Below are 24,142 nucleotides of genomic sequence, written 5' to 3' on the forward strand. Positions count from 1 at the left end.
GCAAGTCGATAGAGATGTCATCGGGTTGGTGTCATGGCAGAGGGATGCCGAGCAGGGAGACGAATACCCCCTGCATGAGTACGACGGCCACCGTCACGGTAATGACGATGACCCACCAGGAGCGCGCCCCCAGCAGCAACGTGCACACCAAGGTGAAAAGCACGCTGGCAGCCACGAAGCCTATGCTCTGCATCAGCACGGTGTAACCCACCGTTGCTGCCATCAGCCACCAGTGTCGCGTGGTGGCAAACGAGAGTTTTCGCACCAGTGCGGCATCCCCTCCCTCTCGCTCAGAGGCGCTTTCGCTGTTGGGAGTGGCACTCTGAGCTGGCTCATGCTTGCTGCGACGGCTATCGCGCCACGTCATTACCAACAGCGCACAGCCGAGCATAAGAAGCGCAATGATCAAGCTCAGCGGCCATACCCGTGGCCCGATGAAGGTGGAGACCTGCGCAGAACTCGGGAACTGCAGCGTGGCCGGCAGGCTGGCCAAGGCGAGCAGAACGATTGCCACCGCGAAGAGATAGATCCTGGCTTGCATAATGGCCCCCGAAGGGAACGTTGCATGGCCAGCCACGGGGCCGACCCATGCGGTGAATGGGAGTGGGGGCGGGCTACGCCCCCACCGGTGCCCGCCCGAGGGATATCAGTTGCCGTTCTGCAGCAGGCGCGAATAGAGCGCGTAGTTGTTCTCGAGCCGCTGGCGATACTCCTCACCGCCCATCCACCCCTCGCGATAGGCCAGGTTCACACGCTCGGCATAGGCCTGATACGTCTCGGAGTCGAAGATCTCCTTGAACACGCCTTCAAGATGCTGGACCAGCTCAGCCGGGGTATCCGCATGGACAAAAACCGCCCGGTCGTTACCGTCAGTGAGGTCCCAGCCATGCTCCACGGTGGTGGGCACGTCAGGGTAGTGATCCAGGCGCTCCTCGCTGAAGATCAGGATCGGCATCATCTGGCCAGCTTCGATATAGCTCAGCAGTGGGCTGAGCGAAGTGGTAGTGGCGTCGATGTTGCCGCCCAGCACGTTGGCCGTAGCGTTGCCGGTGCTGTCGTAGGGAATGAAGTTCATGTCCAGGCCGGAAGCGTCACGCAGCGACAGGAAAGCGACGTGGTCCGGACTGGCTGTATGGGTGCCGCCCACCGTGACCTTGCCCGGATTCGCTTTGGCGTACTCAAGGAACGACTCGAAATCAGGATAGCGCTCCGGGTTGACGAACAACGCCATGACGTCCGACTGCATGCGCGCAATGGGAGTCAACTGATCCAGGCCGACCGGGTTCTGGCCGGCGGCAAGAGACGTTACGTATGTCGTGGAGGCAAAATCCAGGGTATGGCCATCCGGCGCGCCGTTGGCGGTGCGCTGATGTGCCAATGCCCCTGAGGCCGAAGGCAGGTTGACGACGGTGATGCGCGCTCCGCCCACCGCCTCCTCGAACATCGGACGAACCACGCGGGCGAAGTTGTCGACGCCACCGCCGGCGCCTGCCGCCACCAGGAACTGGAGTGGCTTGCTGGGAAAGTCGACTGCCTCGTCGGCGTTAGCGCCTAGTGCCACGCCCACGAGGGCAAGGCCAAGGGTGGCGGCTTTGAGTGTTTTCTTGATGAGCATGACGTTCTCCTATCCTAATTGTTATACGTGCCGTTCTGGCCGGGTGAATGAGTCAGCCGAACGTACTGTCGGCATTCTCACGCAGTGATGACGAGGCGTCCTGCCCATGGAACAGCCGATCCTGCTCCTGACGAAGCTGATGGAGTCGCGAATCGGGCAGCACGACATCCGCCAGCGTAATCGGTTGGTTGGGAGCGATGTCGCGAACGACCTCTGACCCGGGCAGCAGATAGAAAGGCACCTTGGCCTCGGGTGACAGCGGCATGGCCGGATGGACCTCGGGCCGCAGCCCCTCGATATGACGATGGTGGCCGCGCATTTCCAGCCGCTGCCCGGCTCGAATCGCCTGGGTGGCGCGAGCGGTCAGGTCGAATTTCGGTGTAGTGGCCTGACCACCCCCTGACGTGCGCCCATTGAGCACCGCATCGAGCAGCGAGATCGGCGCTTCCAGGCCGAGCAGGTGACGCGGCAGGTAGACCATCGCGCTGTTGCCGCTGCGACTGAGGATATGGCCCTTGTTGCGCAACAGCGTCCACACGTGCGGATCCTCGCAGCGCACAACGACGAATACGCCGCCGGCGAAGCTGATCTCATCCGGGCGACGCAGGCAATTGAACACCTCCAGACGCTCATTGCCCTGCAAAACGCCACCATGGGCTCGAAGATCCAGCAGGGTCGGTACCTCACCGGTCCTCAATACCATGGCATGGAACTCCGGACGGTCGGGGCCGAGCCCGGTGGCATTGGCCACGTTGACCATCTCGCACAGGTCGGGCACCGATATCTGCGGAATGGCGGCCAGAGCCTTGCCACGCGCCTCGACGGTCTCGCGCTCCGCCCCTTCGGGCAGCTCCCAAAGCTCGGCCAAGCCAGGCGCCGGAAAGGAAACGCCATTGCACAGCACGCTGCCGACCGCTTCGTCCCAGATGAAGTCGTACTCACTGCTTTTGCCGGCAGCGACGATCTCGAAGCCAAGCGTTCGGGCCCAGGTCACCAACCCGATCAGCAGGCTGGGCTGGTCGCCATCTAGCGGTGTGAACAGACGGCCCTGGCGATAGGCCAGTTGGGTCAGGTACGACCCCACCACAGATTCGGTCTCTTTGGTGGCGATACCCACATGCTTGCCCGCCAGCAGGGCGGCTTCGGCATAGCGGGCGCCTACCTCGGGAATGCCGGTCGACTCGACCAGGATGTCGAAAGGCAGTGCCTGCACAACCTCGAAGTTGCCTGCAGCTACATACCCCCCTGCTTGCCACGCTTTCAGTGCGTCTCCGGCAGAATGGCATACCATTATGTCAGTCTCAGGGACACCAGCAAACCGCAGCGCCTCGGCGGCTCTCTCGGGTGTGACGTCGATGGCAACCCGCGCCACCAGCCCCGACATACTGCGAGCCTGGCGCAGAACGCCCCGTCCAAAGTCGCCAGCGCCAGCTACACATACCTCAACAATCTTTTTATATTCAAAATGTTGCAAATAGTTCATGAGCGATTTTCTTTCCCATGCCGGTCATCGTGGGGCACATGCCTTTCTGGTACTGGCCAGTGTGCTGCGGCTGACAGATGCCCTCGTCACAAGGCGCCAGGGCGATGATCAGACTGCGAGCAATCTTCATGGAATGTAATGGTATGCCATTTTTAGGGTCAACCAGTGCTATATACGACTTTAGTATTCAGGCAGCAGGAATAATCCATAAGCAATTGATAAGTCAGGCGTGACCGACAAGAAAAAAGTAGCCCGAGACGGTTGGAAGGAACAAAATGGTATGCCATTCTTGGCACTCGCACCCAAATGTGAAGCAAGTCTATGGAAGATGTCGTTCAGTCAAGCCATGCAGGCCTGGTCGAAAAGGTGGCCAGTTACCTGCGTGAACACATCGTGATGGATCACTTTCAGCCAGGCCAACGCCTGCCAGAACGTACCCTGGCCGACGAGCTGCAGGTCTCACGCACCCCATTGCGAGAAGCACTGAAGATCCTGGCGACCGAAGGGCTGGTGGTCATCTCGCCTCATCGAGGGGCAGTGGTTGCCGACGTCAGCCCGGCTGATATCAAGGAGAAGGCCTACGTACTGAGCGTGCTGGAACAGGCGGCGGCGGAGCTTGCCTGCCTCGCTGCCAGCGACGACGACATTGCAGAGCTACAGGCACTCCACTATGAAATGAAGGCTTGCTTCCTGCGCCGCGACCGTCAGAACTACTTCCGCCTGAATCAGGAGATCCACAACCGCATCGTCGCCCTATCGGGCAATTCCACCTTGATCGACATGCACGCCAACCTGAGCCGCCAGCTTTACCGGGTGCGATACCTGTCGAACCAGAAAAACGAGAAATGGGCTACCGCCATGGAAGAACACGAAGCCATCATGGCGGCGCTCGAAGCAAGAGATCGTGAGCGAATGGGACGTGAGCTGCGCAATCATCTGGGCAAGACCTGGATGAAGTACGCCAATGGCGAGCCCGCCGAGTGAAGGCGCTCAGCTTGCCTTGCTCCTGATGTAGATAGTTCGCCGCCTCCTCCGTCGGCGAACTATGCTTAAGGGGCTGTCCACCTCCTCGTCCGCTCCAATGCCGTTGTCCCTGACGATAGCTGCCACTTGTGAGCAAGGCGAGGGGAGCTTAGGAACTGGACGGTGGTGGCCGTGGCGCTTGTATGCAGAGCCCACAGCATAACAAGGAGCGCAGCGGACACCACGGGTGTGAGCCGCTCGCATTCAGGACATGATGTCCAAGGAGTAATGCCATGTTGTCGCGCGACGTACTCAAGCGAATCGGCGTGTTGGGAGTCACGATGGGGTTGGTAGCCAGCCCCCTCGCCTGGTCGGCCGGTAGTGACAAGGAGAAAGATGCCTCCGGCGAGCAAAGCGGTACTTCCACCATGACGGACGACACTTCCAGCACGTTGGGTACTTCCGGGTCGGCTGGAACGGATGCCGAACAAGATACCGAATGGGAAGAGGAAGGAAACGGCGAGATGGAGCCGGAAGGCACCGATGGACGCTCCGGCGAAGTGAGCAGTGATCCGGGCGAGCCAGGCGTAGAGGGAGGTGAAGGCACGCAGGGAGGCGAGGCAGCTGACCCGAGCGATACCGACACCACACAAGACGCCGAAGAGAGTGAGACCTGATAGAGAGAATATCAGTGCAGTTCCGACGGGCCCGGCGATGCCGGGCCCTGTCGTATCTGCCCGACGAGTGCCGCACGAGAACCTTGAGGCCAATGGCCCTGGCGACATAAGCCTTCACGTAGCAGGCGGACGGGCGTCTTGCCGCTTGCCCTTGGCGATATCCTGATGGCTGATAACCACCACCTCACGGGGCCACCACTCGGGATGGTTCTCGCGGATAAAGGACATTAGCCTCTCGCGGATATTCATTTCCGCCACCCAGCCGGCGAAGGGATCGGAGGCCATGAGGTAGCAGGAGATGGTCTGCGCCCTCTCGGTCTGCCCCGTCACGTAGCAGCACAACTTGTGGTGCTCGACGACGTTGTCCTCTTCCTCGGCATACTCCAGGAATTTCTCCCTGATGATCTGGATATCGGCGCTCAGATGCACGATCAGCTCCAGCGTCCGGTACATCTTGGCGCTCTTCACCGACAGGTTCTCGAAGGGCTTGGAGACGAAGTACGTCACCGGCACGATCAGCCGGCGCTCATCCCAGCTCCGCAACCGAATGAAGGTGTAGAAGATGCCTTCCACATAGCACCACTGCCCCTCGAACATCACCAGGTCGCCGATGCGTATGGGCTTCGCCAGCGACAGCTGGAACGACGAGAGGATATTGCCCAGCACTGCCTGGCCCGCGATACCCACCAGCACCGCCAGCACACTGGCCGACGCCAGCAACGACAGCCCCAGCGTCTCGAAGAGTTGGATCTGGCTCAGCACATAGACCGAAACTGCGGTAACCGTGATCAGAATGATGATCCGACGCAGCGCATAAAGCGTGGTGAGCAGCTTGCGTTCATCCTTGGGCTTGGTGTCGTCGATCTCCCCCACGATGCGCCGCGTCACCTTGAGCAGGAGGGTATCGACCAGGCGCAGCGCAATCGTCCCGACGCCCCAGGCGATGAGGATGATCAACAATACCCGAATGAACGAGGTGGCAACGGCCGAGAAGGAAACCACATAGTCGAGCAGTGCCTGGGCCACGAAGGCCATGACGAGAAGTGCCATGGGACCGCCGATCTTGCCGGCGAAGATACTCGGCGCGCCGTTGGGGAACCAGTAGGCCAGCAAGCCAACCAGCGCGTAGACGCCCCACCCCACCAGGCCGATGGCCAGCAGGAAGAGCGGAATGGCGATCCACTCCCAGACCTCGAGCCAACCGAACGAAGTCTTTAACCGTTCCGGTATGTACTCCTCCAGCAGCGAGGGGCCGTACGCCTCATAGAGCGTGGGGATGGACGAAACGCTATCCGGCGTAATCAGCCAGACCGGCTCCTCGTCGCCTTCCCGATAACGGCCCAGGCGAATGTCATAGACTTCGCCATCGATCGTGAGGGTAGCCAACTCGATATCCCGTCGCGGCTGGCCTGTAAGCGGGTGCTGGCCCGATGGGTCCTCGATGGCGGCATCCTGGCGCCCGGAAAGGTTGGAAACGTTGAGCCACTCGCCCCGCTTGAGAACCTCGATCAGTTGCTGGGCAAGTAGGGGCCCCCTCTGCTGCTGCTCCGCATCGTCCAGGTCGGAGAGGTTGAGAACATGGGCCGCGGCCGCAAAATTCTGCTCTTCTGCAAGCGCCATGAAGCTACGGATCGCTTCGCGAGGCGTCAGCCGCTTGACCTCGTCGGCCGGCTCCTCAAGCCCCGTGTTCAGCGAGTCGACGGAGAACCATTGTTCTTCTTCCTCGCTTTCGTTTTCCTCCTGCGCTTGCGCCACGCCGAGGCTGGAAAAGAGCAATGCCACTGCCAGTACCACCGACAGCAGCCATGAGCCGTTTACAGTCATACATCTCTTCCCGATTGAAGCGTACTTACTGCCATCTCCCTCTGACAGCGCTGTTCAGGCCCGACGGACCTGAGCCTGACACCAGGCCACCCGTATCATGGGCTGGTCGAAGTACAGCTTATCGGTTACCGCTTCGTCCAGTCTGGAGCCGGTGCGGGCCTCCCTGGCGAAGCGGTCAATGAGTATCCGGTCTCGATCGGTGCAGTGCGTAAACGCCGGAATCAGTAACCCACGGTGAAGCGCTGGCGTATGTGGGCGGGGCGTTCGAGTTCGTCAACCAGGGCGATGGCGTAGTCCTCAAACGAGATGCTGGAGCCGTTCTCGTTGCTCAGCAGCGTATCCTTGCCGAGGCGGAAGTTGCCGGTACGTTCGCCCGGCTCGAATAGCGCCGAGGGCGACAGGAAGGTCCAGTCGAGATCTTCGACGCTTCTCAGTCGCTCCAGAAAGGCCACGCCTGCGCTCGCTTCGCCCTTGTACTCGGTCGGGAAGTCCGGCAGGTCAATCACGCGCTGGCCCGGGGCGACTTCCAGGCTGCCGGCGCCGCCCACCACCAGGTAGCGCTTCACGCCCGAGTCGCGCACCGCGCCGATCAGCGCATCGGCATCGCTGGCGGCAAAATGCACCGAGCTGATCACCGCATCGTGGCCACGCAGCATTTCGGCCAGACCCGCCCGGTCGTGAACATCCCCTTGACGGGTCATGACCCCAGGCAACTTGGCGATTCTTTCAGGATGACGAGCGATGGCAGTTACCAGATGGCTGCGCTCGGAGAGTTCCGCGAGGATACGAGAGCCGGCGTTGCCGGAAGCACCGATGAGGGCGACGTTTGCCATGACTAAGTTTTCCTTGGTTTGAAATAAAGACCAGGTCTACCAAATAGACCTATGCGGCAAGCTATGGTACTTCTGATCCGTCCGCAAGAAGTCACCGCGGCAGGACCCGGTCACACCGCGATGACTCATGAGCGCCCAAGGAGCCCGCCATGTCTCAACAACATTCCGATATTGTCGAATTCGACCACCCCTGCCCCATCCGCGACGTACTCGACCGCATCGGCGACCAATGGAGCGTTCTCATACTGCTGACCCTTCAGCCCGGTACCAAGCGCTTCAACGAACTGATGCGCGAGATTGGCGACATTTCCAAGCAGATGCTTTCGCGTACGCTCAAGAACTTGGAACAGGATGGCTTCATTACCCGCACGGTTTACCCGGAAGTGCCGCCCCGCGTGGAGTACGACCTCACCGAGCTCGGCCACTCCTTCCTCGAGCCGATGCAAGCCCTGGTGACCTGGGCCGATACCCACCACCGCACCATCGCTGCGTCGCGGAGGCGTTATCGGGCTGAAGGGAGTGTCATTTGAGCGCCCGCTGCCAGGCGAGGCGGGCTTCACGGCCGAGGCCCCGGGGCAGGACGAGACGGGTAGCGCCGAGGTAGGCGAGAAACTCACGGGCAGTCTGTTGAAGGGCCTCGGGCAGACCCTCGGGAAGCCTGGCCGGATGGATATCGGGCTCCCAGTGCCAGGCGAGGAGGATCAAGGTGCCCTGCTCGCACCTGGCGTCGAAACGGGCCACGAAACGCTCGCCCCACAGCACCGGCAGCACATAGTACCCCCAGCGCCGCTGGGCCTGGGGCTTGTAGACTTCCCAGACGTAATCGAAACCGAAAACCCTGGCGACACCGCCGCGGTCCCACATCAGCGGATCCAGCGGGGCGAGAAAACGCACTCCCTGACTTGCGGAACCGGCCGAGTAGGGGGACTTCTCCAAGGCCGAGAGTACCCCGGGCGTGGTCCAGTAGCTTGTGCCTTCCACGTCGAGCTCGACCAATTCCCCCCTGGCGATGGCCCGTGCGGCGATGCGGTTGCGCTCCGCACGCGAACAGGGCAGCAACCACACGGCGGCATCGGCAGAAGGGCGCAGCAATCCAGCGGCCTGCACGCGCCGGACCACCAGTCGCTGCAAGGCATCGTCTTGCGTGGCATCCGCCAAGCTCGCGTCCTGGGGCAGTACACGTTCGGGCAAGTCATAGGCATGCCGGCCATTGACTCGATGGTGCGTCATCAAGCGACCGGAATCCCACAGCGCCTTGAGCAGATGGCGGGAGCGCTTGGGGCCGTACCAACTGCCACGCAATGCGGGGTCGGACCGTTGATCGCCGAGTTCGAGGCTGGTGGCGGGACCGTGACGTTCGACCTGGTCGACCAAGGCGCGGGCCTCCGGGGATTCGATGTCCACGCCACGCTGCTGCCAGCGTCGCTCGAACCAGCGATGGAACGGCGCCTGGGCCCACCACTCTCCGGGCTGGATCAGGCTGGCTTGCTTGTCCCAGCCATCGACCAGCAGCCGCTGACCATAGGCCGCATGCAGCCAGTCACCTCGCCGGTATTCGGGTGCCCGGGAGTGCAGCACTAGATCCGGGTTGGTACCGACCGGCGCCAGGGGATCGAACTGAATGGTACCCAGACGACGAATGACGGTCGCGAGCGGTGCCTGCTGAAAGTGATAGCGCACCAGCAGACGGCGAACGTCGGCACGCGTCAGGGTCATGCGTTGTTGGGCGGTCATCGGCAATCCTCGTCCTGAAGCATCCCCTAGCTTAGGCGAACTGCGCAGCGTGAAGCGGCTACGTGGACATGGCTTGCTGCGACTACAACTATGTGCCCGGGTTGCCCAGTGCTTTCAGTCGCTCGCCGCTCAGCGCGATATCGGCGTTCTTGTTGACCCCGATGCCTCGCTCGATAATGCTCCGCGCGATCTCCTGGGCCTCTTCCAAGGAGTGCATCACGAAGGTACCGCACTGGTATTCATTTAGCTCCGGAATGTCTTCCATGCGCTTGACGTTCAGTACGTCCTGCATCGCCGCAAGCCATGCTTCGCTGACACGCTCCTCGCTGGGGTTGCCCAGCAGGCTCATGTAGAACCCGGTGCGACAGCCCATCGGGGAGATATCGATGATCTCGACGTCCTTGCCATTCAGGTGGTTGCGCATGAAGCCAGCGAAGAGGTGCTCCAATGTGTGAATGCCCTTCTCACCCATCATCTCTTCGTTCGGCTTGTTGAAGCGCAGATCGAACACCGTGATGGTGTCGCCGGAGGGGGACTGCATGGTCTTGGCGACGCGCACGGCCGGAGCGTTCATGATCGTGTGGTCGACGGTAAAGCTATCAAGTAGGGGCATGCTCAATCCTTCTTGCCGGTCAGGTTCGCCAAAACCCCCATAATAGCATGGGTTGCCCGCTGGCTCGGCACCGACGATGACGGCATCCCCCGTAGGCTCTATATATCCACATGCTTCATGGGCGCTTGTGGCTACCCCTCGTTCCAGTTCCACTCGCTGCGCGCCACGGCATCGTGGGCATGCAGGCTCTCGGCATGCGCCACGCGCAGCCGAAAGCCGTCGATACCGGGCTGCTCACGCAGGGCATGGTGCAGGCGGCGCGCCGCATCCTCGCAGAACATCAGGTTCTGGCCATTGGCCAGGGCGAAGGCTTGCTCATCGATCCGCTTCACCGCCGTTTGCAGCGCAGTGCCCAACGCTCGCTCGGCGCGATCCACCAGGCTCAGCAGCGGCAGCTCGTCCTGCCCGTCAGCGAGCCGCACCGAAAGGTGGGCCTGGCTGCGCTGGCTATGGGGCGTGGCCAGGATGCCCTGCTCGCTGCCCAGCCAGGTCCGGACCGCCTCGTGGCTGACCGGCATATCGGTGAAGTCCTCGTCAAAGGCCTGCTGAATCAGTTGGCGCGACAGCGCGGCCGAACACGGGCAGGTAGAGGAGTAGCCCACCGTGAGATCGAGGGCCGCCTCGAAGCCTTGGTCGCCGCGGCGGCAGCGCAGGGTGAAGGGATAGCGCTTCCAGCCCGATAACGGGCTGATCAGGGCCGGACGCTTGAGCATCACCTCACCGCTGAGGTCGAGGAAGGCAGTGCTGGAAAGCCCTGCATGGCTGTCGAGGAAGTTTTCCAGCACCGCCGCCACGCGAGAAAGCGAAAGCTCTCGCTCTTCGAGTTCGGCCAGGGCCAGGTAGAGGCGCGACATGTGAATGCCGCGGGCGGTGGGGTCGTCCAGGCTGACACCTGCCGAAGCGTAACCTGTTACCCCCTGCCCGGCGACCTGCAGCGGCAGGGCGATCTGCTCCATACCGACCCAGTTCAACGCGCCAAGCCGGGAAGCGGGTGCTGAGGCGATATCTTCAAGCGGTAACCTGTTCATCGAATCGGGACCTTTATGCTTTCATGGACGGTTTGCCGAGGCATGATCGGCCGTATCGGAAGATCGGAATATTCCTTGGCCAGGACCCAGCCCCGACCACCGGGATCAGGTGGCCGGAGCGGGCTGGAAGTAGTCGAACAGCTGCGTGACCGCTGCAGGCGCCACCCCGTTGGTGATGAACACGAAACGTGAGATACCGTCGCTGCAGGCCTCGACCGGCAGCGGCTCCGGCGGGTGAAAGATGTGCTGCACGCCATGCAGGGCCAGCGGCTCCTCGCGCCCGGCAATCTTCACGATGGCCTTCACCCGCAGGATCTTATCGCCCAGCAGCGACATCAGCAGGTCCAGCCAATCTTCGAGGAGTTCGGGCGCGATGGGCTGCTCGACAGTGAAGCAGAAGGAACGGATCTGTTCGCCGTGCCGGGTAAGCGACGGGCCGGACGTCGGTGCCATCATCGAGACCAGGCTACCGGCATCCGCCTGTCCCCCACTTGAAGCGGGCGAGACCTGTGCATACGAGGCCGCGCTCAACCAGTGGTGGGCGTAGCCACCCTGCGCAGGCAGGCCACCCCCCGTCAGCTGTTCGGCGTCAAGCTCACCGTGTTGCACCTGCAGCTGTTCGGCAGCCGGATTGAGCGTCGCCAGATGGGCGGCAAGCTGCGCAAGACGCGCCTCATCCACCAAGTCCGCCTTGGAGATCAGCAAGCGGTCGGCAACGGCCACCTGGCGCTGCGATTCGCGATGAGCGTTCAGGGTCGAAATACCGTTGGCGGCATCCACCAGGCAGATCACACCATCCAGACAAAGGCGGTGAGCCAGCCAGTAATCGGTTATCAGGGTTTGCAGGATGGGAGCCGGGTCGGCAAGCCCCGTGGTCTCGATGATCACCCGAGAGAAGGGTTCGCCACCCGCTCGCTCGATCGCATCGAAGGTCTTCTGCACGGTGCGGCTCAAGTCGCCGCGGATGGTACAGCACAGGCACCCGCTGCTCATTTCCACCACGGCATGCTCATCGCCCTCGGCCACCAGCCGGTGGTCCAGCCCGATATCGCCGAACTCGTTGATCACCACCAGCGCGTTCTTCATGGCGGTCTGTTGGACAAGGCGATTGAGCAGCGTGGTCTTGCCGCTACCGAGGAAGCCGGTCAACACGGTAACGGGAATCAGATCTTTGGCATCAGGGCTCATACGAAATACCGTAACGGTCATGGGTTTCCCGGCAGAGGAGACGGCTTCGTGCATCGTTTCATCACCGGGGGGAGGAAGGGTTCGTAGCGTTATCGTCCAGCCCCGCACAGCGGGCGCAGGTGCCGTGGATCTCGATCGTCATGCTGTCTGGCGAAAAATCGCGGCGCTTCACAAGAAGTCCCAGGCTCTGGCTCAACGCCTTGTCGATGAGCTCATCGATGCAACCGCAGTCGTCACAGATCACGAATGCCGTTATGGCTTGCTCGCCACACTCCAACGAGCAGGGAACGTAGGCATTCAGCGTCTCCAGGCGGTGAACCAGCCCCTTCCTTTTCAGCCCCTCGAGGGCGCGATAGACCTGGGTAGGCGCCGAGAAGCCATCCTCGCGCAACCTTTCGAGCAAGGCATAAGCCCCAAGGGGGGCCTCGGCATTGCGCAGGGCATCGAGCACGTGTCGCTGGTTGTCGGTCAACGGCATGGTCGGTCTCAAGGGCCTAGGGCTTGTCTCAAAAAGGGCTTGGGAGGATCGCATTGCCCTCATATAAAGTATGTTATAACATAACATGAAAAAGCACGAAACATGCCAACCGGCTAAGCAAACGGCTTAGTGGTGCACTTCCCATCAGCCCGCCTCGTGCAACAGCTCGCCATACGCGGATACCGCAGGAACCGCTTGAAGAAAGGAACGAACGTATGCCCAGCGCGCGAAAACTCGCCTTCATCTCCAGCCTGGCCCTCTTCTGGCTGCAACCCCTTGCCGCACTACACGCCGAAGAGAAGCTCAAGGTAGTCGCGACCTTCTCTATCATCGGCGACTTCGCCCAACAGGTAGGCGGGGAACGGATCGAGCTGCGCACCCTGGTGGGGCCGAATGCCGATGCCCACGTCTATGAACCCAGACCCTCCGATGCGATAGCGCTTGCCCAGGCAGACGTCGTGCTGACCAACGGGCTGATGTTCGAAGGCTTTCTCTCACGTCTGATCGAAGCAAGCGGCACCGAGGCCTACGTCGCCGAGCTGACCGAAGGCGCCGAGATCCTGCGCGACCCGCAGGGTGGCCACTACCATTTCCATGGCGAGCACGCCGTATTCCACGAAGCCCCCTTCGACCCCCACGCCTGGCAATCGGTAACCAACGCCAAGGTCTATGTCGAGAACATCACCCGCGTCTTCTGCGAAGCGGATGAGAACGGCTGCCCCGACTACAGCCGAAACGCCGACGCCTACCTGGAAACGCTGCAAGCACTCCACGAAGAAGTCAGCCAGGCAATCGACGCCATACCCGAGGAGCGCCGCGTGGTCGTGGTGGCCCACCATGCCTTCCGCTATTTCGAGGACGCCTACGGCGTGACCTTCCTCGCCCCGCAGGGAATGTCCACGGAGGCGGAAGCCACCGCCGCCGATGTCGCCGGCCTCATCGACGACATCCGCGAGCAGCGTGCCGCCGGGGTCTTCGCCGAGAACATCTCCAACCCCCGCCTGATCGAGCAGATCGCCGGCGAAGCCGGCCTGATGCTCGGCGGCACGCTCTACTCGGATGCGCTATCCGCGCCGGATGGCCCTGCCTCCACCTACCTAGAGCTGATGCGCCACAACGCCACCACGCTCAGCAGGGTTCTGGCTTCCGATTAAAACCGTCGCCCAGTAAGCCTGCACTTCGTCACCCAAACCAAGGAGTTCAAGAATGAGAAGAAAACCCCTTAGCCTCGCCATCTCCCTACTGGCCGCCGGGCTTGCAGCCGGCAACGCCCATGCCAACGAGGAAGCTACGGCCTGGCGGCTGTTCATCGCCGACCACAGCGAGCCGGTAGTCCACGTCTTCGACGCAGTGGAGGGCAAGCAACTGACCTCGTTCGACATCCACGGCCCGGCGTCGCTCTATCGCAGCCACAGCGGCGAAGCCGTGTATGCGGTACAGGGTTCGTCCGATGTCGTCACGGCCATGGCCACGGGCATCGCCTTTCACGACCACGGCGATCACGCCGACATCGAGATTGGGGAGCCCCGGCTGACAGGAACCGAGATCGATGGTGACTACCCGGTGCACTTCGTTGAGCATCAGGGCCATTGGGCCGCCTTCTTCGACAACGAAGGCATCGCCAGGATCTTCCGTGAACGCGATGCGCTGGCGGGGAGCATCGAGCTCCGCGAAGTGGACGCCGGCGCCCCCCACCATGGCGTTGTCGTACCCTATGGCAACTACGACCTGGTCTCCGAGCCACACCCCGAGGATCCCTCCAACCTGCCCATCGGCATTCGGGTGCAGGATCGTGACGGCACCCAGGTAGGCGAGCTGGCCGAGTGCCCCGACCTGCATGGCGAGGCGGCAACGGGCAACCTGATGGCCTTTGCCTGCGAGACGGGCCTGTTGATCGTCCGCTCGGGGAATGGCACACCCTCCATCGAGCACCTGCCCTACGCCGACACCCTTCCCGAGGGCAAGGTGACCACCCTGCTCGGCGGTCGCGGGCTGCAATATTTCCTGGGCAACTACGGTCCCAATAGTGTGGCGCTTATCGACCCGAGCGAAGAGGAGGCCTTCCGCCTGGTCGAGCTGCCTACCCGTCGCGTGCACTTCGCCGTCGATCCGATCCGGGCCCGCTACGCCTATGTGTTCACCGAGGATGGCCAGCTCCACCAGCTCGACGTGCTTGCCGGCGAGATCCGCCAATCGCTGCGGCTCACCGACCCGTACTCCATGGACGGCCACTGGAGAGACCCGCGCCCGCGCGTGACGGTAGCCGGTGAGTACGTCTTCGTGACCGACCCGCTGGAGGGCAAGCTGCACCAGGTGGATGCCGCGAGCTTCGAGAAGGTCGGCGAAGTGGAAGTCGAAGGTACACCGTTCAGCATCGTCGCCGTCGGCGGCACCGGCGTCGTGCATGGCCACGACCACGACCACGACCACGACCACGACCACGACCACGACCACGACCACGACCACAGCCATTGAAGGCTGCCCGAGGCAGGCCGGCAAGTGCCGGCCCGCCTTTTCAGCTCGCTATCAGAACGTCATGCCGACCGTGGCGTACACGCTGCGCGGCGCGCCGGGAAAGGTAGGCACGAAGGAACCGCCGGAATCGTAGTAACGCTTGTCCCCCAGGTTCTGAACCATCATCTGCACCCGGTAGCGCTGCCCTTCGCCGAAGCGGTAGATCGCATTGGCATCCCAGCGGGTATAGGAAGGCAGCTCGAAGCTGTTGGCGGTGTTGGCCTCGCGCGCACCCACGTAGATGGCGCCGAGCCCCACGCTGAGCCCCGAAGCCTGGCCGGCAAAATCGTAGGTAGACCAGAAGCTCGCAGAGCGGCGCGGCGCATTGGCCACCAGATTGCCGACCAGCTCAGGATTGCTGTCCTCGCTGATCTCCGCCTTGAGCTCCGTATAGCTGGCCAGCAGCCGCCACTGCGGTGTCACGGCATAGGGCACGTCCAGTTCCCAGCCACGGCTGCGCTGCTCACCGACCTGGATCACGTAGTTGAAGTCATCCGGGTCCGATACCACGCCGTTGCGGCGGCGAATGTCGAACAGCGCCAGCGTGGGTTCCAGGCGTCCATCGAGCAGGCTGAACTTGGCCCCCACCTCGCTTTGCCGCCCCCTTGAGGGAGAAGGCAGGTTGCCTTCACGCAGCATTCCGTTGAAGGGCTCGGTGAGGAAGGATTGCGCCCAGCTGGCATACAGCGAGACCTCCTCGCTGGGCGTCCATGTCAGGCCCACGCGGGGTGAGAACGCCTCGTCGGTGCGCGTCAGGCGTCCCTCCACCGGCAGGTACTCGGCGCGGGCGCCGCTGCGCGAGCGGTCGAAGCGGCCCCCCAACAGCAACCGCCACTGGCTGCCGAGCTCCAGCTCGTCCTGCAGGTACAGCCCTATGTTGTGGCTGTCATAGCGTGAAGCGTCATAAGGCTCCAGCGGGCCACTGGGGGCCTGGCCATGCACCGGGTCGTACAGGCTTATCGGCAGGTTGACCGGAAAGCCTCCGGGGCCAAGAAAGGCTTGGGCCTCGAAGTCCCATTCGTCGTAGTTGTAGTCGGCGCCCAGCAGCACGCGGTGCCCCACCGCCCCTGTATCGAAGCGGCGCGACACCTCCGCCATCACCGAGGCATCGGTCTGCTCGTCGATGCTGCGCTGTCGGCGACGATTGACCTGGGGGTCGTCGGTATCGGCCCCGCTGATCGGGCTGAAGCCGTAGGGATACCACAGCGCATCGGTGCGCGCCCATGACGCCTGCATCCCGCTGCGCAGCTCCCAGCCGCTGTCGAAGCCATGCTCCAGTACCACGGAAGCCGATACGCTCTCGTTCTCCAGCCGGGTATCCGGCTCGGCGTAGTTATTGTGGATCGGCACCTCGAGGAACAGCGGGCTGTTGCCGAAGCCTCTATCGAAGGCCGAGTCGCGCCGTCCCAGCTCCAGTTCGGCCGTGAGGGTGGTTTGCGGCGAAGGTCGCCATTGCACCACTGGCGAGATGAACTGGCTTTCGGCCTCCACGAAGTCGCGGAAGCTGCCGCTGTCCTGCCACGCTCCGGTGACCCGATAGCTGACGGTATCGCTCAGCGGCCCTGTGGTATCGAAGGTACCGCGGTAGAAGTCGTAGCGCCCACCGGTCAGGTCTAACCGGGTTTGCGCTTCGTCCAGGGGCTTGCGGGTGACCAGGTTGACCACCCCGCCCGGCTCGAAGCGGCCGTACAGCGCCGAGGCCGGCCCCTTGAGCACCTCGATCTGCTCGATGTTCACCAACTCGTCCACCGGCGCGAACACACTGCGGCGAAAGCCGTTCTTCAGGTTCGCCGAAGTGGCGAAGCCGCGCAGGCGGAAACGGTCGTTACTGCCGCCCCACCCCACCTGCGGCGTGACACCGGGCACGGTACGCACTGCCTCGCCGAAGGTAGTGACGCCACGATCCTCGATCAGCTCACTGGTTACCGTCTGGATCGAGAAAGGTGTTTCCTTGACCAGGGTGTCGCTCTTGTTGGCCGTGGGCGCCACCACGTTGCGGTAGGCGCGCTCACGCGTGCCCATCACCGTGATCGCCTCCAACTCGTATTCGGAGCCGCCCGCCAGCTCCTGGGCGCCAGCGCCCGCCACGGGCAGGCCGACCAGAAGCACGAGCGAGGCACGCAGGCATGCGGGGCCGATGCACGCAGCAACGACCCCAGGGCGAAGGGAAGTTTTTTTCGTGTTCACCGTCGATCCTTGCGAAGTGAAGTACCTGGCCGGAGCCTGGGAGCATGCGGCAGGCTTATGGTTTTTATGCAATGTGATAACATTGCATTACCTCTCAAGAAAATCAAGCGCATGCCCGGAACGGGCAGAGCCACAACTTCCTGGATGTCGCCGCCGGTCCGAATGGCTCCCAAAGGTTCGAGCAGGGCAGCTACACGCTGGCGAACCTGTTCGGCCACCGCCATCGCACGTCGCAGCTGGCCGTGCAGGTGAACATAAACAAGCTGTTCGACGAGGAACATTTCAGTTACTTAGATAGTGACGGGATCTATGGCGAACCGCGCAATGCCACCACGACATTGACCTACTCTTTCTAGCTGCTCCTTCTAGCCGTTACGCCTGGCACCGCCCGGGCACCACACCAAAATAAAAAATATAACCTTTGACCCACGGTGCCAAAGCATGGCACCGTGGGTCCAGTTGGTAAGCAAGCGGCATAGTTCCAGTAGCGTTCGGATTCTTTCGGCAGCCCTGTAATTTTTCCTTGTTTTACCCACTACAACATCTGGGTAACACCAGGAACATTGCAAGGCGCGTTAGCGCGAAAGGATTTTTATAATGGCAACTGGTACAGTCAAGTGGTTCAACGACTCCAAAGGCTTCGGCTTCATTACTCCGGCCGATGGCAGCGATGATCTCTTTGCCCATTTCTCCGAGATTCAGTCGGAAGGCTTCAAATCCCTGCAGGAAGGTCAAGCCGTCTCTTTCGACGTGACCCAGGGTAAGAAAGGCCTCCAGGCTTCGAACATCAAACTCGCCTGACCTTATCGGTCACGAGTTTCGAACCTTCCCGGTTCGATAACAAGGCCCGCCTCGGCGGGCCTTGTTGCGTTTGAGCCCAGGCAGGATAATTACAGCCGGGCAAAATCAGGGATACGGAAGCGGCGGCGATAGGCACTCGGGGCGAGGCCGGCGAAGACCGTCTGGCCGACGTGTTCAGCAAGGCCGGCTTCATCCACTTCCTGCAGGCGGCCAAAACGCCGTTCAACCTAATTCTCGAAGCGCGGCGTTGAGAAAGCTCAAGCTCTGGCCCGGGCAACCGGGCAACCGGGCCAGAGCCTGTGTACGAAATCGCCGATATTTCTGTAAGCCATGTCTCAACCTCGCCTTTGGCAGTAGCCAACGACGCAAAGCGGGCGATAATCGATAACCGCACCATGGGCATGGGGAAAAGGGAATAACCCATGGATCTTGCGAAAATTGGAGACAACGTAGCCTGTTCGTGCATGGGCGAGCCACATCGTTTCTGGTGCGTCCACGACCGAGGTGGATGGCATACCCATACCACCTCGGCGCCTCAAGCTGGTGCTGACCAGCGGCTACTTCTTTTCCAGCGGCTCGGGCCAACTGGCGCCCGGCACCACTGAGCTGACGTTCGAGATCGAGGTAGAACCACTGTGAAGAAAATCCTGCTCGTCTCGATAGCCGCCCTGCTTGCCTCACTACTGCTCAATGCCTGCTCGCCGGCCAGCGGCGAGCCACCGGCACATTACCTGGAACGTGCCGGCGCCGCACTGATGGAAGCCAAGGGCGATCCGCAGCAGCTCGAGAGTGCGCTCGAGATATACGACGAGGGTTTGGAACGACACCCCGACGACGCCGAGCTTCGCTATGGCCGCGCCCAGCTTCTCACCAGCCTTCGCCAGTATGAAAAAGCCAAGCGTGACTTGGATGAGCTTCACGCAGGGGGATTGCACAAAGAGGGGATGCTGCTGCGCTGCATGGTGCAAGAGCGTCTGGAGGGAGCCACGGAGAATGCCCTGACCTGCTATGCGGGCGCGGAAGCCGCCTTCGCCACGACAAGCGAGGCGGGAGATCACCTGAGTGCCAATCATATCCTCGCCGCCCGCCTGGCCGAATCGCCCGAGGCCGAAGCACTCTTGCTGGAATGGCAGGCCAGCGACGACCCCATGCAGGATCCGATGTTGGGGGAAATGCTGGAAATGGAGCGGGAGGAGCTGATTCGGCAGTTCTTACCGTGAATAGCGGGGAAGATAAAACATTCTGTAAACCTGCGAGGCTCTCCCTTGACTACCGTTGCCGGCACCATCTCTACAACTGTCCGAACTCTCCATCCCATCGCGCTGAGTACGCTGGGCCTCGTGCTGGCTGCTTGCGGAGAAAACACTCCAAATCCTCCCGACATGGCTCCGGAACAGCGCAGCACGGCCATGCCCACGATCTATATCGACCAGATCGTCGAGCCTTACGCTGGAGCAGGACACCGGGACATGTACGAAGAGATGGTCGCTGCCTGCAACGAAACGGACCTGCCCCTTCGGGAGATCTCTGCCGCTGAAAAGGATCTTCTTGGCAAGGCCAGGGTGCAGCGCTGGTTTGCTCCGGACAAGGCTGGGTATCGCTGGGAGTCCTGGCATTATCGTCAGGGAAATGTGCACCAGAGGCAGCACTGTCAGTTTCACCTGGTGAGCACGGGCCGCCACGTCTTCATCGACCGGTCGGGGCTATACAGCATCCAACTGGATGACAATGAGCCCTTCGACACGGTTCCCCTGTCAGACCGGGATGCAGGCTATCTGTCCCGCTTGCCACTTGAAGACAGCAGAGTCGCAGAGGGCCCGACCCGCCAAGTCGCTGGCCAGGAATGTGTAGAAATACCCGTCCCGGGCTATGAGGAAGCCAGGACCTGTACCTGGACGGGTGGTGGGGAGTGGGGCTTTGACGTTCGTTCCCTGGGCCAGCTCTCCGTTGCCATCGCCTCTCACAGTGACTTTTTCCGGACGGTTATTCTGGAGCAGCGTTCTGCCGGGCTGCTGCCGGACCAGATCACCACACAGCGCTTCAGCATAGGCGAGGCACTGGACGAATCTGCGATGCAGCCTGCCCCCGCTACCGCATGGCCCGCTAAATTACCGCTGCCCTAAGGGGCAGATAGCATGCGTCAAGCTGGCGGGAGGTCATTTTCATTCTCCATTCCAAAGGCGGAAGCGTAGCCCCGGCTCGGCCGGCTCCGCCGTGAGTTGCCAGCCATGCGTCATGGCGATCTCCTGGCAGATGGCCAGGCCGAGGCCCGCTCCGTGGTCTCGCCGATGCGCGCCGCGCCAGAAGCGATCGAACAGCAGGGGCAATTGCTCTGCATCGACCCCGGGACCGCTGTCCCGCACCGTCAACGTATCGCCATGGATCTCCACGTTGACGGAGCTCTGCGCGGGGGCATGCTGGATGGCGTTTTCCAGCAAGTTCTTCAGCAGCGTGAAGCAGGCTGCGCGATCGGCCTGCCATTGCACGTCGTCAGTGGCAAGTACCGTCAAGTGCACGTCGGCGGATTCCGCCATGCGCTGCAAGTAGGAGGCGGCGTCATGGGCGATTTCCTGCACTCGTACGGTGGTGAAGCGGTAGTTACGCGCCTCGCTGGCTTCCGCCAGGAGCAGAATTTGCTGAACCTGCCGCGTCATGTATTCGACGTCGCTCAATAGCGAGTCGCGGTCGTTCTTGCCATCCTCGATCAGCTCGATCTGGGCACGGATCAACGCAAGTGGCGTCTTCAACTCATGTGCCGCATTGCCGAGAAACTCCTGCTGCACGCGATAGCCGCGTTCCAGGCGCTCCAAGGTGCGATTGAAGCTGTCCACGAGAGGGGCAATTTCCGCGGGCACAGCTTCCGTCCTCAGTCGGGCGTTAATGGAGCGTGGTGAGATGGCCGCGGCGGATTCCGACACGTCGCGCAGCGGCTTGAGGGTGTAGCGCAGTGTGACGTAGGCACACAGGCCGAAGGCGATGAACAGAACGAAGCCGAACACCAAGATGCCGGCGACCACCAGCGGCAAGGCAATCTTGTGCAGGATGTCCATGAACCTTGCGCTGGCGGCGAACTGCAGATACCACGTTCGTCCATCATGCTTGAGAGGCTCGGTGGCGCCGTGGAAGACATTTCCCTCGTACTCGAAGGTGAAGTTGCCACGGGCCAATCGAAGAAGGTCGCCGTCGGCCGGCCAGAAAGCCTCGCTGGCACTCGAGAAGACAACCACGTTCCCAGCGTCATCCAGAATCCGATAGGCCGTTTCGCGCTGCGGGCCTTCGTACAGCCAGGCGCGGTCGTCCATGCTCGAGTCGAAGCCGACAGGCCTGCCATTGCTGTCGAATTCGACGTTGTCCGCCAGCTTCTCCGCAGCGTCGGCCAGGTCCATCCGGGCCAGTAAATCGCTCTGGAGCAGCGCGACGGCAGCAATCGCGAGCAGCGTGATGCTGAGCACCATCCCTACCACGTAGGCCAATAGCACCTTCAGCCTCAGGCTATTCAGCGGCATCGGCTTGACGAAGCGCATAGCCCAACCCCCTGACGTTGACGATTCGCTGGCGCGAACCAATGGCGAGCAGCTTGCGGCGCAGACGGTGCAGGGCCACGTCCAGGGCATTCGGTGTGACCGCCTCACTCAGCCCCCAGGCCGCCGCTTCCAGCGCGCTGCGACGCACGACCTCTTTGGGCTTGTGCAAGAGCAGTTGCATGATGTGCCGCTCCGCCGGAGCGAGGGCGACGCTTTCGCCGCCGCAGCACAACGCGCCGCTTTCGGAACGCAGGGTCAGATCTCCATGGCAGGAGTCGAGCGAGCGGAACGCCACGGGGCGACGCAGCAGTGCCCGGACACGCGCCACCATCTCGTCCATGGCGAACGGCTTGGGCAGGTAGTCGTCGGCGCCGGCTTCGAGTCCCTGCACCCGGTCATGCAGCGCATCACGCGCCGTCAGCACCAGGCAAGGCATGCCGAGGCCGGCGCTGCGCAGCTTCTGCAACAGCGTGAGGCCATCCCCGTCCGGCAACCCCCGATCGAGAATCAAGGCCTGGTAGGGCATCTGCTGAATGGCCGCCCATGCGCTGTCGATGCGCTCGGTCACATCGACGGCAATGCCGGCGGCCACCAGCCCCTTGCGCATCAACTGGGCCAGTCGGTCGTGGTCCTCGACCAGGAGTATGCGGCTCATTCAACTGTCACCTGTAACTTCACGAATATTATCGAGGAGTTCGAGGAAATATGGGTTCCAGGTCAGGCGGGCATGGTATTTTTCTGCCGCAATCTGACCCCACGCTCCAAACCACAAGTTTTCGGTATCGTCGGGGAGGGCGATGCCGTCCTGGCCGTTTTCAAAGATGATATGGCTACCCTTTTCTCCGTAATAGAAATTTTCAGGCGCAAACAGCACATTCATATGGGAAAAGGTGCTGATGCGCCGGTGGGGAAGATTACTGGCAAGGACAGTGACGCGTGGATCATCAAGGTCTTGCGGGGGTTCACCGTACCAGACGAAGCGTGACTGTTGATTAGGGAAGCGGGTTTGAAAAGCATCGAGCGTCGCGTCGGGATCGAGAACACTGTCATGCTGGCTCATGGTGATCAGGACGGGTTTGTCAAAACGCGCGGCTTTGAGATTTTTTTGTACGGTGCTGACCGAACGGTAATAAAGCGCGGCCCCACGCGTAGGCAGGGACTGGTAAGTGACAATATTGTCCTCGTCATCGATATCGACCCAATTCCACAAACGGGAAATGATCGGGGCGAGAAACAGATAGTCGTTATCGGGATAAAAACCCGGTGAGAACAGCAGCAGCCCGGCGATGTACTCGTCCTTGAGCGCATGGGAGGTGACCAGATTGCTCCCGGTCGAGAAGCCGCCAAGCCAAAGTTCATCGACCTCGGCTGCCAGCAGGTTTGCGTGGTGGGCAACGGCTTTTTCCCAATCCTCGCTATCGGGCAGCATCAGATCGGCGGGGCGGGTGCCGTGGCCGGGAAGCAGTATGGAGCGAACCAGCCAACCGTCATCCGCCATGGCAGTGGCTATGTCGGAAAAGTACCACGGACTTGCGCCCAGTCCGTGAACGAAAAGGATGCCTCGCTTGGCCGGTTTATCGGGGCGAAGCTCGAACGGCGTGTTGAGCTCTATTTCCAGGTTGTGGTCGTCACTGAGAAATACACGGTTTTCGGCAATCCACGCGCGGGTGTCGCGCACATAGTGATCAAAACTGTCCTGATCATAGGGTGGCAGGCTGTCGGAAGGTTGGAAATGCGGGGAATCCGGCGGCATGGCACAGGATGTCAGAAACACCAATGTGGCAAGCAGTAAGCCAAGACGGGAAAGCATGAGAATGGCCCGACTCATCAGAAGCGGTAAATATAGCCAAGGAACACGCTATTGGTGGTCGAGCGATCCACCAGTGGGCTGTCCTTGATCTCATCCGCCAGGCTCGTGACTTCGGCTCCCAAGAGCACGGAGTGGTGTTTGTCGAACATGTAGACGCCACGCACCCCCGCCTCGATGTTGGTAGCGGACTCCCCAGCATAGGCGGGGCGATCGATACGCGCCTCGCTGTCGCGAACGCCGAAGTAGTAATCGACGGCTTTATCGTCCTGCCAGCTAGCCCCCGCATAGGGAGTGAGCAGCACGCGGTTGCCGAAGCGCCATGTTCTCTCCAGGCCGAGACTGACGACTTGGCCGTTACTGTTACCCGATGCGTCAGCCAGCCATTCGGCGCTGACATCGGCGAAGTCAGTGCTCCACTCCACCTTGCCGCCGGCCCAGAAGCCGCCCTTGCGCTTGTCCATACCGTTGAGAATCGGGGCGTCGTCCTCCTCGTAGCCGCTGCCGTCGTACTTGCCGACGATACCGAAGTTGAGCTGTTGAGAGTCGCTGATGTCGAGGCTCGGCAGCTTGAATTCGACTTGGGGGCCGAATAGATGAATGTACTGGTTCTCGAACAGCAGCAGCGGTACTGGCGAGTTGTCTCGGCCGATACCGGCGTAAGGCTCCTGCTCGCTTACTACGCCGAGACCCAGCCCCCAGGTCGTAGAGGACGACCTGGCATCGGTTGGCTCCTGGGCCATGGCCGTGACTGCGGTGCAGAGCCCAACGGCCAGCGCTGAAGCGGCCGCCATGCGTGAGACAGAAGTATGGGAGCTCGAGACTAACGGGGGTATTAGTGACATGAGCGTTTCTCGCGTGTTGTTAAAAGAA

The 24,142-nt window shown here is 61.7% G+C and carries 24 protein-coding genes; 9 read left to right on the forward strand and 15 right to left on the reverse strand.

Annotated features, from left to right (window positions below; translation table 11 throughout):
* Window positions 1–31 precede the first annotated feature (31 nt).
* The 3 genes from SPH52_RS02110 to SPH52_RS02120 all read right to left on the reverse strand — a co-directional run bounded on the left by SPH52_RS02110 (window position 32) and on the right by SPH52_RS02120 (window position 2,828).
* Window positions 32–541 (reverse strand): tripartite tricarboxylate transporter TctB family protein, encoded by a 510-nt coding sequence (locus SPH52_RS02110; RefSeq protein WP_411793347.1) that lies wholly within the window; start codon window positions 539–541, stop codon window positions 32–34.
* 105 nt (window positions 542–646) lie between these two features.
* On the reverse strand, window positions 647–1,615 hold the full coding sequence (locus SPH52_RS02115) for a Bug family tripartite tricarboxylate transporter substrate binding protein (protein WP_411793348.1): 969 nt from the start codon (window positions 1,613–1,615) through the stop codon (window positions 647–649).
* Window positions 1,616–1,667: 52 nt separating this feature from the next.
* Window positions 1,668–2,828 (reverse strand): flagellar biosynthesis protein FlgA, encoded by a 1,161-nt coding sequence (locus SPH52_RS02120; protein ID WP_411793349.1) that lies wholly within the window; start codon window positions 2,826–2,828, stop codon window positions 1,668–1,670.
* Between the two features lie 591 nt (window positions 2,829–3,419).
* Between SPH52_RS02120 and SPH52_RS02125 the strand changes: the two genes are divergently transcribed.
* Both SPH52_RS02125 and SPH52_RS02130 read left to right on the forward strand, forming a co-directional pair.
* The gene (locus SPH52_RS02125) at window positions 3,420–4,082 is read left to right on the forward strand and encodes a GntR family transcriptional regulator (protein WP_411793350.1); all 663 of its coding nucleotides are present in this window, start codon (window positions 3,420–3,422) and stop codon (window positions 4,080–4,082) included.
* A 272-nt stretch (window positions 4,083–4,354) separates the two neighbouring features.
* Window positions 4,355–4,738, forward strand: a complete 384-nt coding sequence (locus SPH52_RS02130; protein ID WP_411793351.1) for a hypothetical protein — start codon at window positions 4,355–4,357, stop codon at window positions 4,736–4,738.
* A 114-nt stretch (window positions 4,739–4,852) separates the two neighbouring features.
* On the opposite strand, the gene SPH52_RS02135 is transcribed toward SPH52_RS02130, so the two are convergent.
* Both SPH52_RS02135 and SPH52_RS02140 read right to left on the reverse strand, forming a co-directional pair.
* Window positions 4,853–6,562 carry a mechanosensitive ion channel family protein gene (locus SPH52_RS02135; RefSeq protein ID WP_411793352.1) on the reverse strand — a complete coding sequence of 570 codons (1,710 nt, stop codon included), beginning with the start codon at window positions 6,560–6,562 and terminating at the stop codon, window positions 4,853–4,855.
* Window positions 6,563–6,783: 221 nt separating this feature from the next.
* Window positions 6,784–7,395: an NAD(P)-dependent oxidoreductase gene (locus SPH52_RS02140; protein WP_411793353.1), complete on the reverse strand. Its 612-nt coding sequence runs from the start codon at window positions 7,393–7,395 to the stop codon at window positions 6,784–6,786.
* A gap of 149 nt (window positions 7,396–7,544) precedes the next feature.
* On the opposite strand from SPH52_RS02140, the gene SPH52_RS02145 reads away from it, so the two are divergent.
* Window positions 7,545–7,925: a winged helix-turn-helix transcriptional regulator gene (locus SPH52_RS02145; protein ID WP_411793354.1), complete on the forward strand. Its 381-nt coding sequence runs from the start codon at window positions 7,545–7,547 to the stop codon at window positions 7,923–7,925.
* Here SPH52_RS02145 and SPH52_RS02150 read toward each other — a convergent pair.
* From SPH52_RS02150 to SPH52_RS02170, 5 genes are all read right to left on the reverse strand, one after another.
* Window positions 7,918–9,129: a DNA glycosylase AlkZ-like family protein gene (locus SPH52_RS02150; RefSeq protein ID WP_411793355.1), complete on the reverse strand. Its 1,212-nt coding sequence runs from the start codon at window positions 9,127–9,129 to the stop codon at window positions 7,918–7,920. The two genes, SPH52_RS02145 and SPH52_RS02150, sit on opposite strands and share 8 nt — an antisense overlap.
* Window positions 9,130–9,217: 88 nt before the next feature.
* Complete coding sequence (gene luxS / locus SPH52_RS02155) at window positions 9,218–9,742, reverse strand: S-ribosylhomocysteine lyase (RefSeq protein WP_411793356.1); 525 nt, start codon at window positions 9,740–9,742, stop codon at window positions 9,218–9,220.
* Between the two features lie 131 nt (window positions 9,743–9,873).
* The gene (gene folE2 / locus SPH52_RS02160) at window positions 9,874–10,770 is read right to left on the reverse strand and encodes a GTP cyclohydrolase FolE2 (protein WP_411793357.1); all 897 of its coding nucleotides are present in this window, start codon (window positions 10,768–10,770) and stop codon (window positions 9,874–9,876) included.
* 105 nt (window positions 10,771–10,875) lie between these two features.
* Window positions 10,876–11,979: a CobW family GTP-binding protein gene (locus tag SPH52_RS02165; protein WP_411793358.1), complete on the reverse strand. Its 1,104-nt coding sequence runs from the start codon at window positions 11,977–11,979 to the stop codon at window positions 10,876–10,878.
* Window positions 11,980–12,019: 40 nt separating this feature from the next.
* Window positions 12,020–12,436 carry a Fur family transcriptional regulator gene (locus SPH52_RS02170; RefSeq protein WP_411793359.1) on the reverse strand — a complete coding sequence of 139 codons (417 nt, stop codon included), beginning with the start codon at window positions 12,434–12,436 and terminating at the stop codon, window positions 12,020–12,022.
* 215 nt (window positions 12,437–12,651) lie between these two features.
* On the opposite strand from SPH52_RS02170, the gene aztC reads away from it, so the two are divergent.
* Both aztC and aztD read left to right on the forward strand, forming a co-directional pair.
* On the forward strand, window positions 12,652–13,590 hold the full coding sequence (aztC, locus tag SPH52_RS02175) for a zinc ABC transporter substrate-binding protein AztC (protein WP_411793360.1): 939 nt from the start codon (window positions 12,652–12,654) through the stop codon (window positions 13,588–13,590).
* Window positions 13,591–13,642: 52 nt separating this feature from the next.
* On the forward strand, window positions 13,643–14,911 hold the full coding sequence (gene aztD / locus SPH52_RS02180) for a zinc metallochaperone AztD (protein ID WP_411793361.1): 1,269 nt from the start codon (window positions 13,643–13,645) through the stop codon (window positions 14,909–14,911).
* Window positions 14,912–14,962: 51 nt separating this feature from the next.
* Here aztD and SPH52_RS02185 read toward each other — a convergent pair whose 3' ends face one another.
* A complete protein-coding gene (locus SPH52_RS02185) occupies window positions 14,963–17,137 on the reverse strand; it encodes a TonB-dependent siderophore receptor (protein WP_411793362.1) in 2,175 nt (724 codons plus the stop codon).
* 597 nt (window positions 17,138–17,734) lie between these two features.
* Here SPH52_RS02185 and SPH52_RS02190 point away from each other — a divergent pair.
* The 4 genes from SPH52_RS02190 to SPH52_RS02205 all read left to right on the forward strand — a co-directional run bounded on the left by SPH52_RS02190 (window position 17,735) and on the right by SPH52_RS02205 (window position 20,061).
* Window positions 17,735–17,938 carry a cold-shock protein gene (locus SPH52_RS02190; protein ID WP_411793363.1) on the forward strand — a complete coding sequence of 68 codons (204 nt, stop codon included), beginning with the start codon at window positions 17,735–17,737 and terminating at the stop codon, window positions 17,936–17,938.
* A 504-nt stretch (window positions 17,939–18,442) separates the two neighbouring features.
* Window positions 18,443–18,577, forward strand: a complete 135-nt coding sequence (locus tag SPH52_RS02195) for a hypothetical protein (protein ID WP_411793364.1) — start codon at window positions 18,443–18,445, stop codon at window positions 18,575–18,577.
* A complete protein-coding gene (locus tag SPH52_RS02200) occupies window positions 18,574–19,158 on the forward strand; it encodes a tetratricopeptide repeat protein (protein WP_411793365.1) in 585 nt (194 codons plus the stop codon). The genes SPH52_RS02195 and SPH52_RS02200 overlap by 4 nt, the downstream gene beginning before the upstream one ends.
* A 45-nt stretch (window positions 19,159–19,203) precedes the next feature.
* A complete protein-coding gene (locus tag SPH52_RS02205; protein WP_411793366.1) occupies window positions 19,204–20,061 on the forward strand; it encodes a hypothetical protein in 858 nt (285 codons plus the stop codon).
* Window positions 20,062–20,100: 39 nt separating this feature from the next.
* Here SPH52_RS02205 and SPH52_RS02210 read toward each other — a convergent pair whose 3' ends face one another.
* Genes SPH52_RS02210 through SPH52_RS02225 form a run of 4 tightly spaced genes read right to left on the reverse strand, consistent with a single transcriptional unit; the run spans window position 20,101 to window position 24,063 of the window.
* The gene (locus SPH52_RS02210; RefSeq protein WP_411793367.1) at window positions 20,101–21,462 is read right to left on the reverse strand and encodes a sensor histidine kinase; all 1,362 of its coding nucleotides are present in this window, start codon (window positions 21,460–21,462) and stop codon (window positions 20,101–20,103) included.
* Entirely contained in the window at window positions 21,431–22,117 is a 687-nt protein-coding gene (locus SPH52_RS02215; protein WP_411793368.1) for a response regulator transcription factor, read from the reverse strand. The genes SPH52_RS02210 and SPH52_RS02215 overlap by 32 nt, the downstream gene beginning before the upstream one ends.
* On the reverse strand, window positions 22,118–23,272 hold the full coding sequence (locus tag SPH52_RS02220) for an alpha/beta hydrolase (protein WP_411793369.1): 1,155 nt from the start codon (window positions 23,270–23,272) through the stop codon (window positions 22,118–22,120).
* A 17-nt stretch (window positions 23,273–23,289) separates the two neighbouring features.
* A complete protein-coding gene (locus SPH52_RS02225) occupies window positions 23,290–24,063 on the reverse strand; it encodes a MipA/OmpV family protein (protein ID WP_411793370.1) in 774 nt (257 codons plus the stop codon).
* Window positions 24,064–24,142: the final 79 nt, after the last annotated feature.

The sequence above is a fragment of the Halomonas sp. A29 genome, assembly GCF_046723295.1.
In the GTDB taxonomy this organism is placed as follows: Bacteria; Pseudomonadota; Gammaproteobacteria; order Pseudomonadales; family Halomonadaceae; genus Halomonas.

Bases quoted from the DNA above. Each gene is read 5' to 3' on its own strand.
- luxS (WP_411793356.1), bottom strand. From the start codon at position 9,742: ATGCCCCTACTTGATAGCTTTACCGTCGACCACACGATCATGAACGCT.
- SPH52_RS02115 (WP_411793348.1), bottom strand. From the start codon at position 1,615: ATGCTCATCAAGAAAACACTCAAAGCCGCCACCCTTGGCCTTGCCCTC.
- SPH52_RS02210 (WP_411793367.1), bottom strand. From the start codon at position 21,462: ATGCGCTTCGTCAAGCCGATGCCGCTGAATAGCCTGAGGCTGAAGGTG.
- SPH52_RS02150 (WP_411793355.1), bottom strand. From the start codon at position 9,129: ATGACCGCCCAACAACGCATGACCCTGACGCGTGCCGACGTTCGCCGT.
- SPH52_RS02220 (WP_411793369.1), bottom strand. From the start codon at position 23,272: ATGCTTTCCCGTCTTGGCTTACTGCTTGCCACATTGGTGTTTCTGACA.
- SPH52_RS02135 (WP_411793352.1), bottom strand. From the start codon at position 6,562: ATGACTGTAAACGGCTCATGGCTGCTGTCGGTGGTACTGGCAGTGGCA.
- SPH52_RS02140 (WP_411793353.1), bottom strand. From the start codon at position 7,395: ATGGCAAACGTCGCCCTCATCGGTGCTTCCGGCAACGCCGGCTCTCGT.
- SPH52_RS02110 (WP_411793347.1), bottom strand. From the start codon at position 541: ATGCAAGCCAGGATCTATCTCTTCGCGGTGGCAATCGTTCTGCTCGCC.
- SPH52_RS02225 (WP_411793370.1), bottom strand. From the start codon at position 24,063: ATGGCGGCCGCTTCAGCGCTGGCCGTTGGGCTCTGCACCGCAGTCACG.
- SPH52_RS02145 (WP_411793354.1), top strand. From the start codon at position 7,545: ATGTCTCAACAACATTCCGATATTGTCGAATTCGACCACCCCTGCCCC.
- aztD (WP_411793361.1), top strand. From the start codon at position 13,643: ATGAGAAGAAAACCCCTTAGCCTCGCCATCTCCCTACTGGCCGCCGGG.
- folE2 (WP_411793357.1), bottom strand. From the start codon at position 10,770: ATGAACAGGTTACCGCTTGAAGATATCGCCTCAGCACCCGCTTCCCGG.
- SPH52_RS02190 (WP_411793363.1), top strand. From the start codon at position 17,735: ATGGCAACTGGTACAGTCAAGTGGTTCAACGACTCCAAAGGCTTCGGC.
- SPH52_RS02170 (WP_411793359.1), bottom strand. From the start codon at position 12,436: ATGCCGTTGACCGACAACCAGCGACACGTGCTCGATGCCCTGCGCAAT.
- SPH52_RS02130 (WP_411793351.1), top strand. From the start codon at position 4,355: ATGTTGTCGCGCGACGTACTCAAGCGAATCGGCGTGTTGGGAGTCACG.
- SPH52_RS02215 (WP_411793368.1), bottom strand. From the start codon at position 22,117: ATGAGCCGCATACTCCTGGTCGAGGACCACGACCGACTGGCCCAGTTG.
- SPH52_RS02125 (WP_411793350.1), top strand. From the start codon at position 3,420: ATGGAAGATGTCGTTCAGTCAAGCCATGCAGGCCTGGTCGAAAAGGTG.
- SPH52_RS02165 (WP_411793358.1), bottom strand. From the start codon at position 11,979: ATGACCGTTACGGTATTTCGTATGAGCCCTGATGCCAAAGATCTGATT.
- aztC (WP_411793360.1), top strand. From the start codon at position 12,652: ATGCCCAGCGCGCGAAAACTCGCCTTCATCTCCAGCCTGGCCCTCTTC.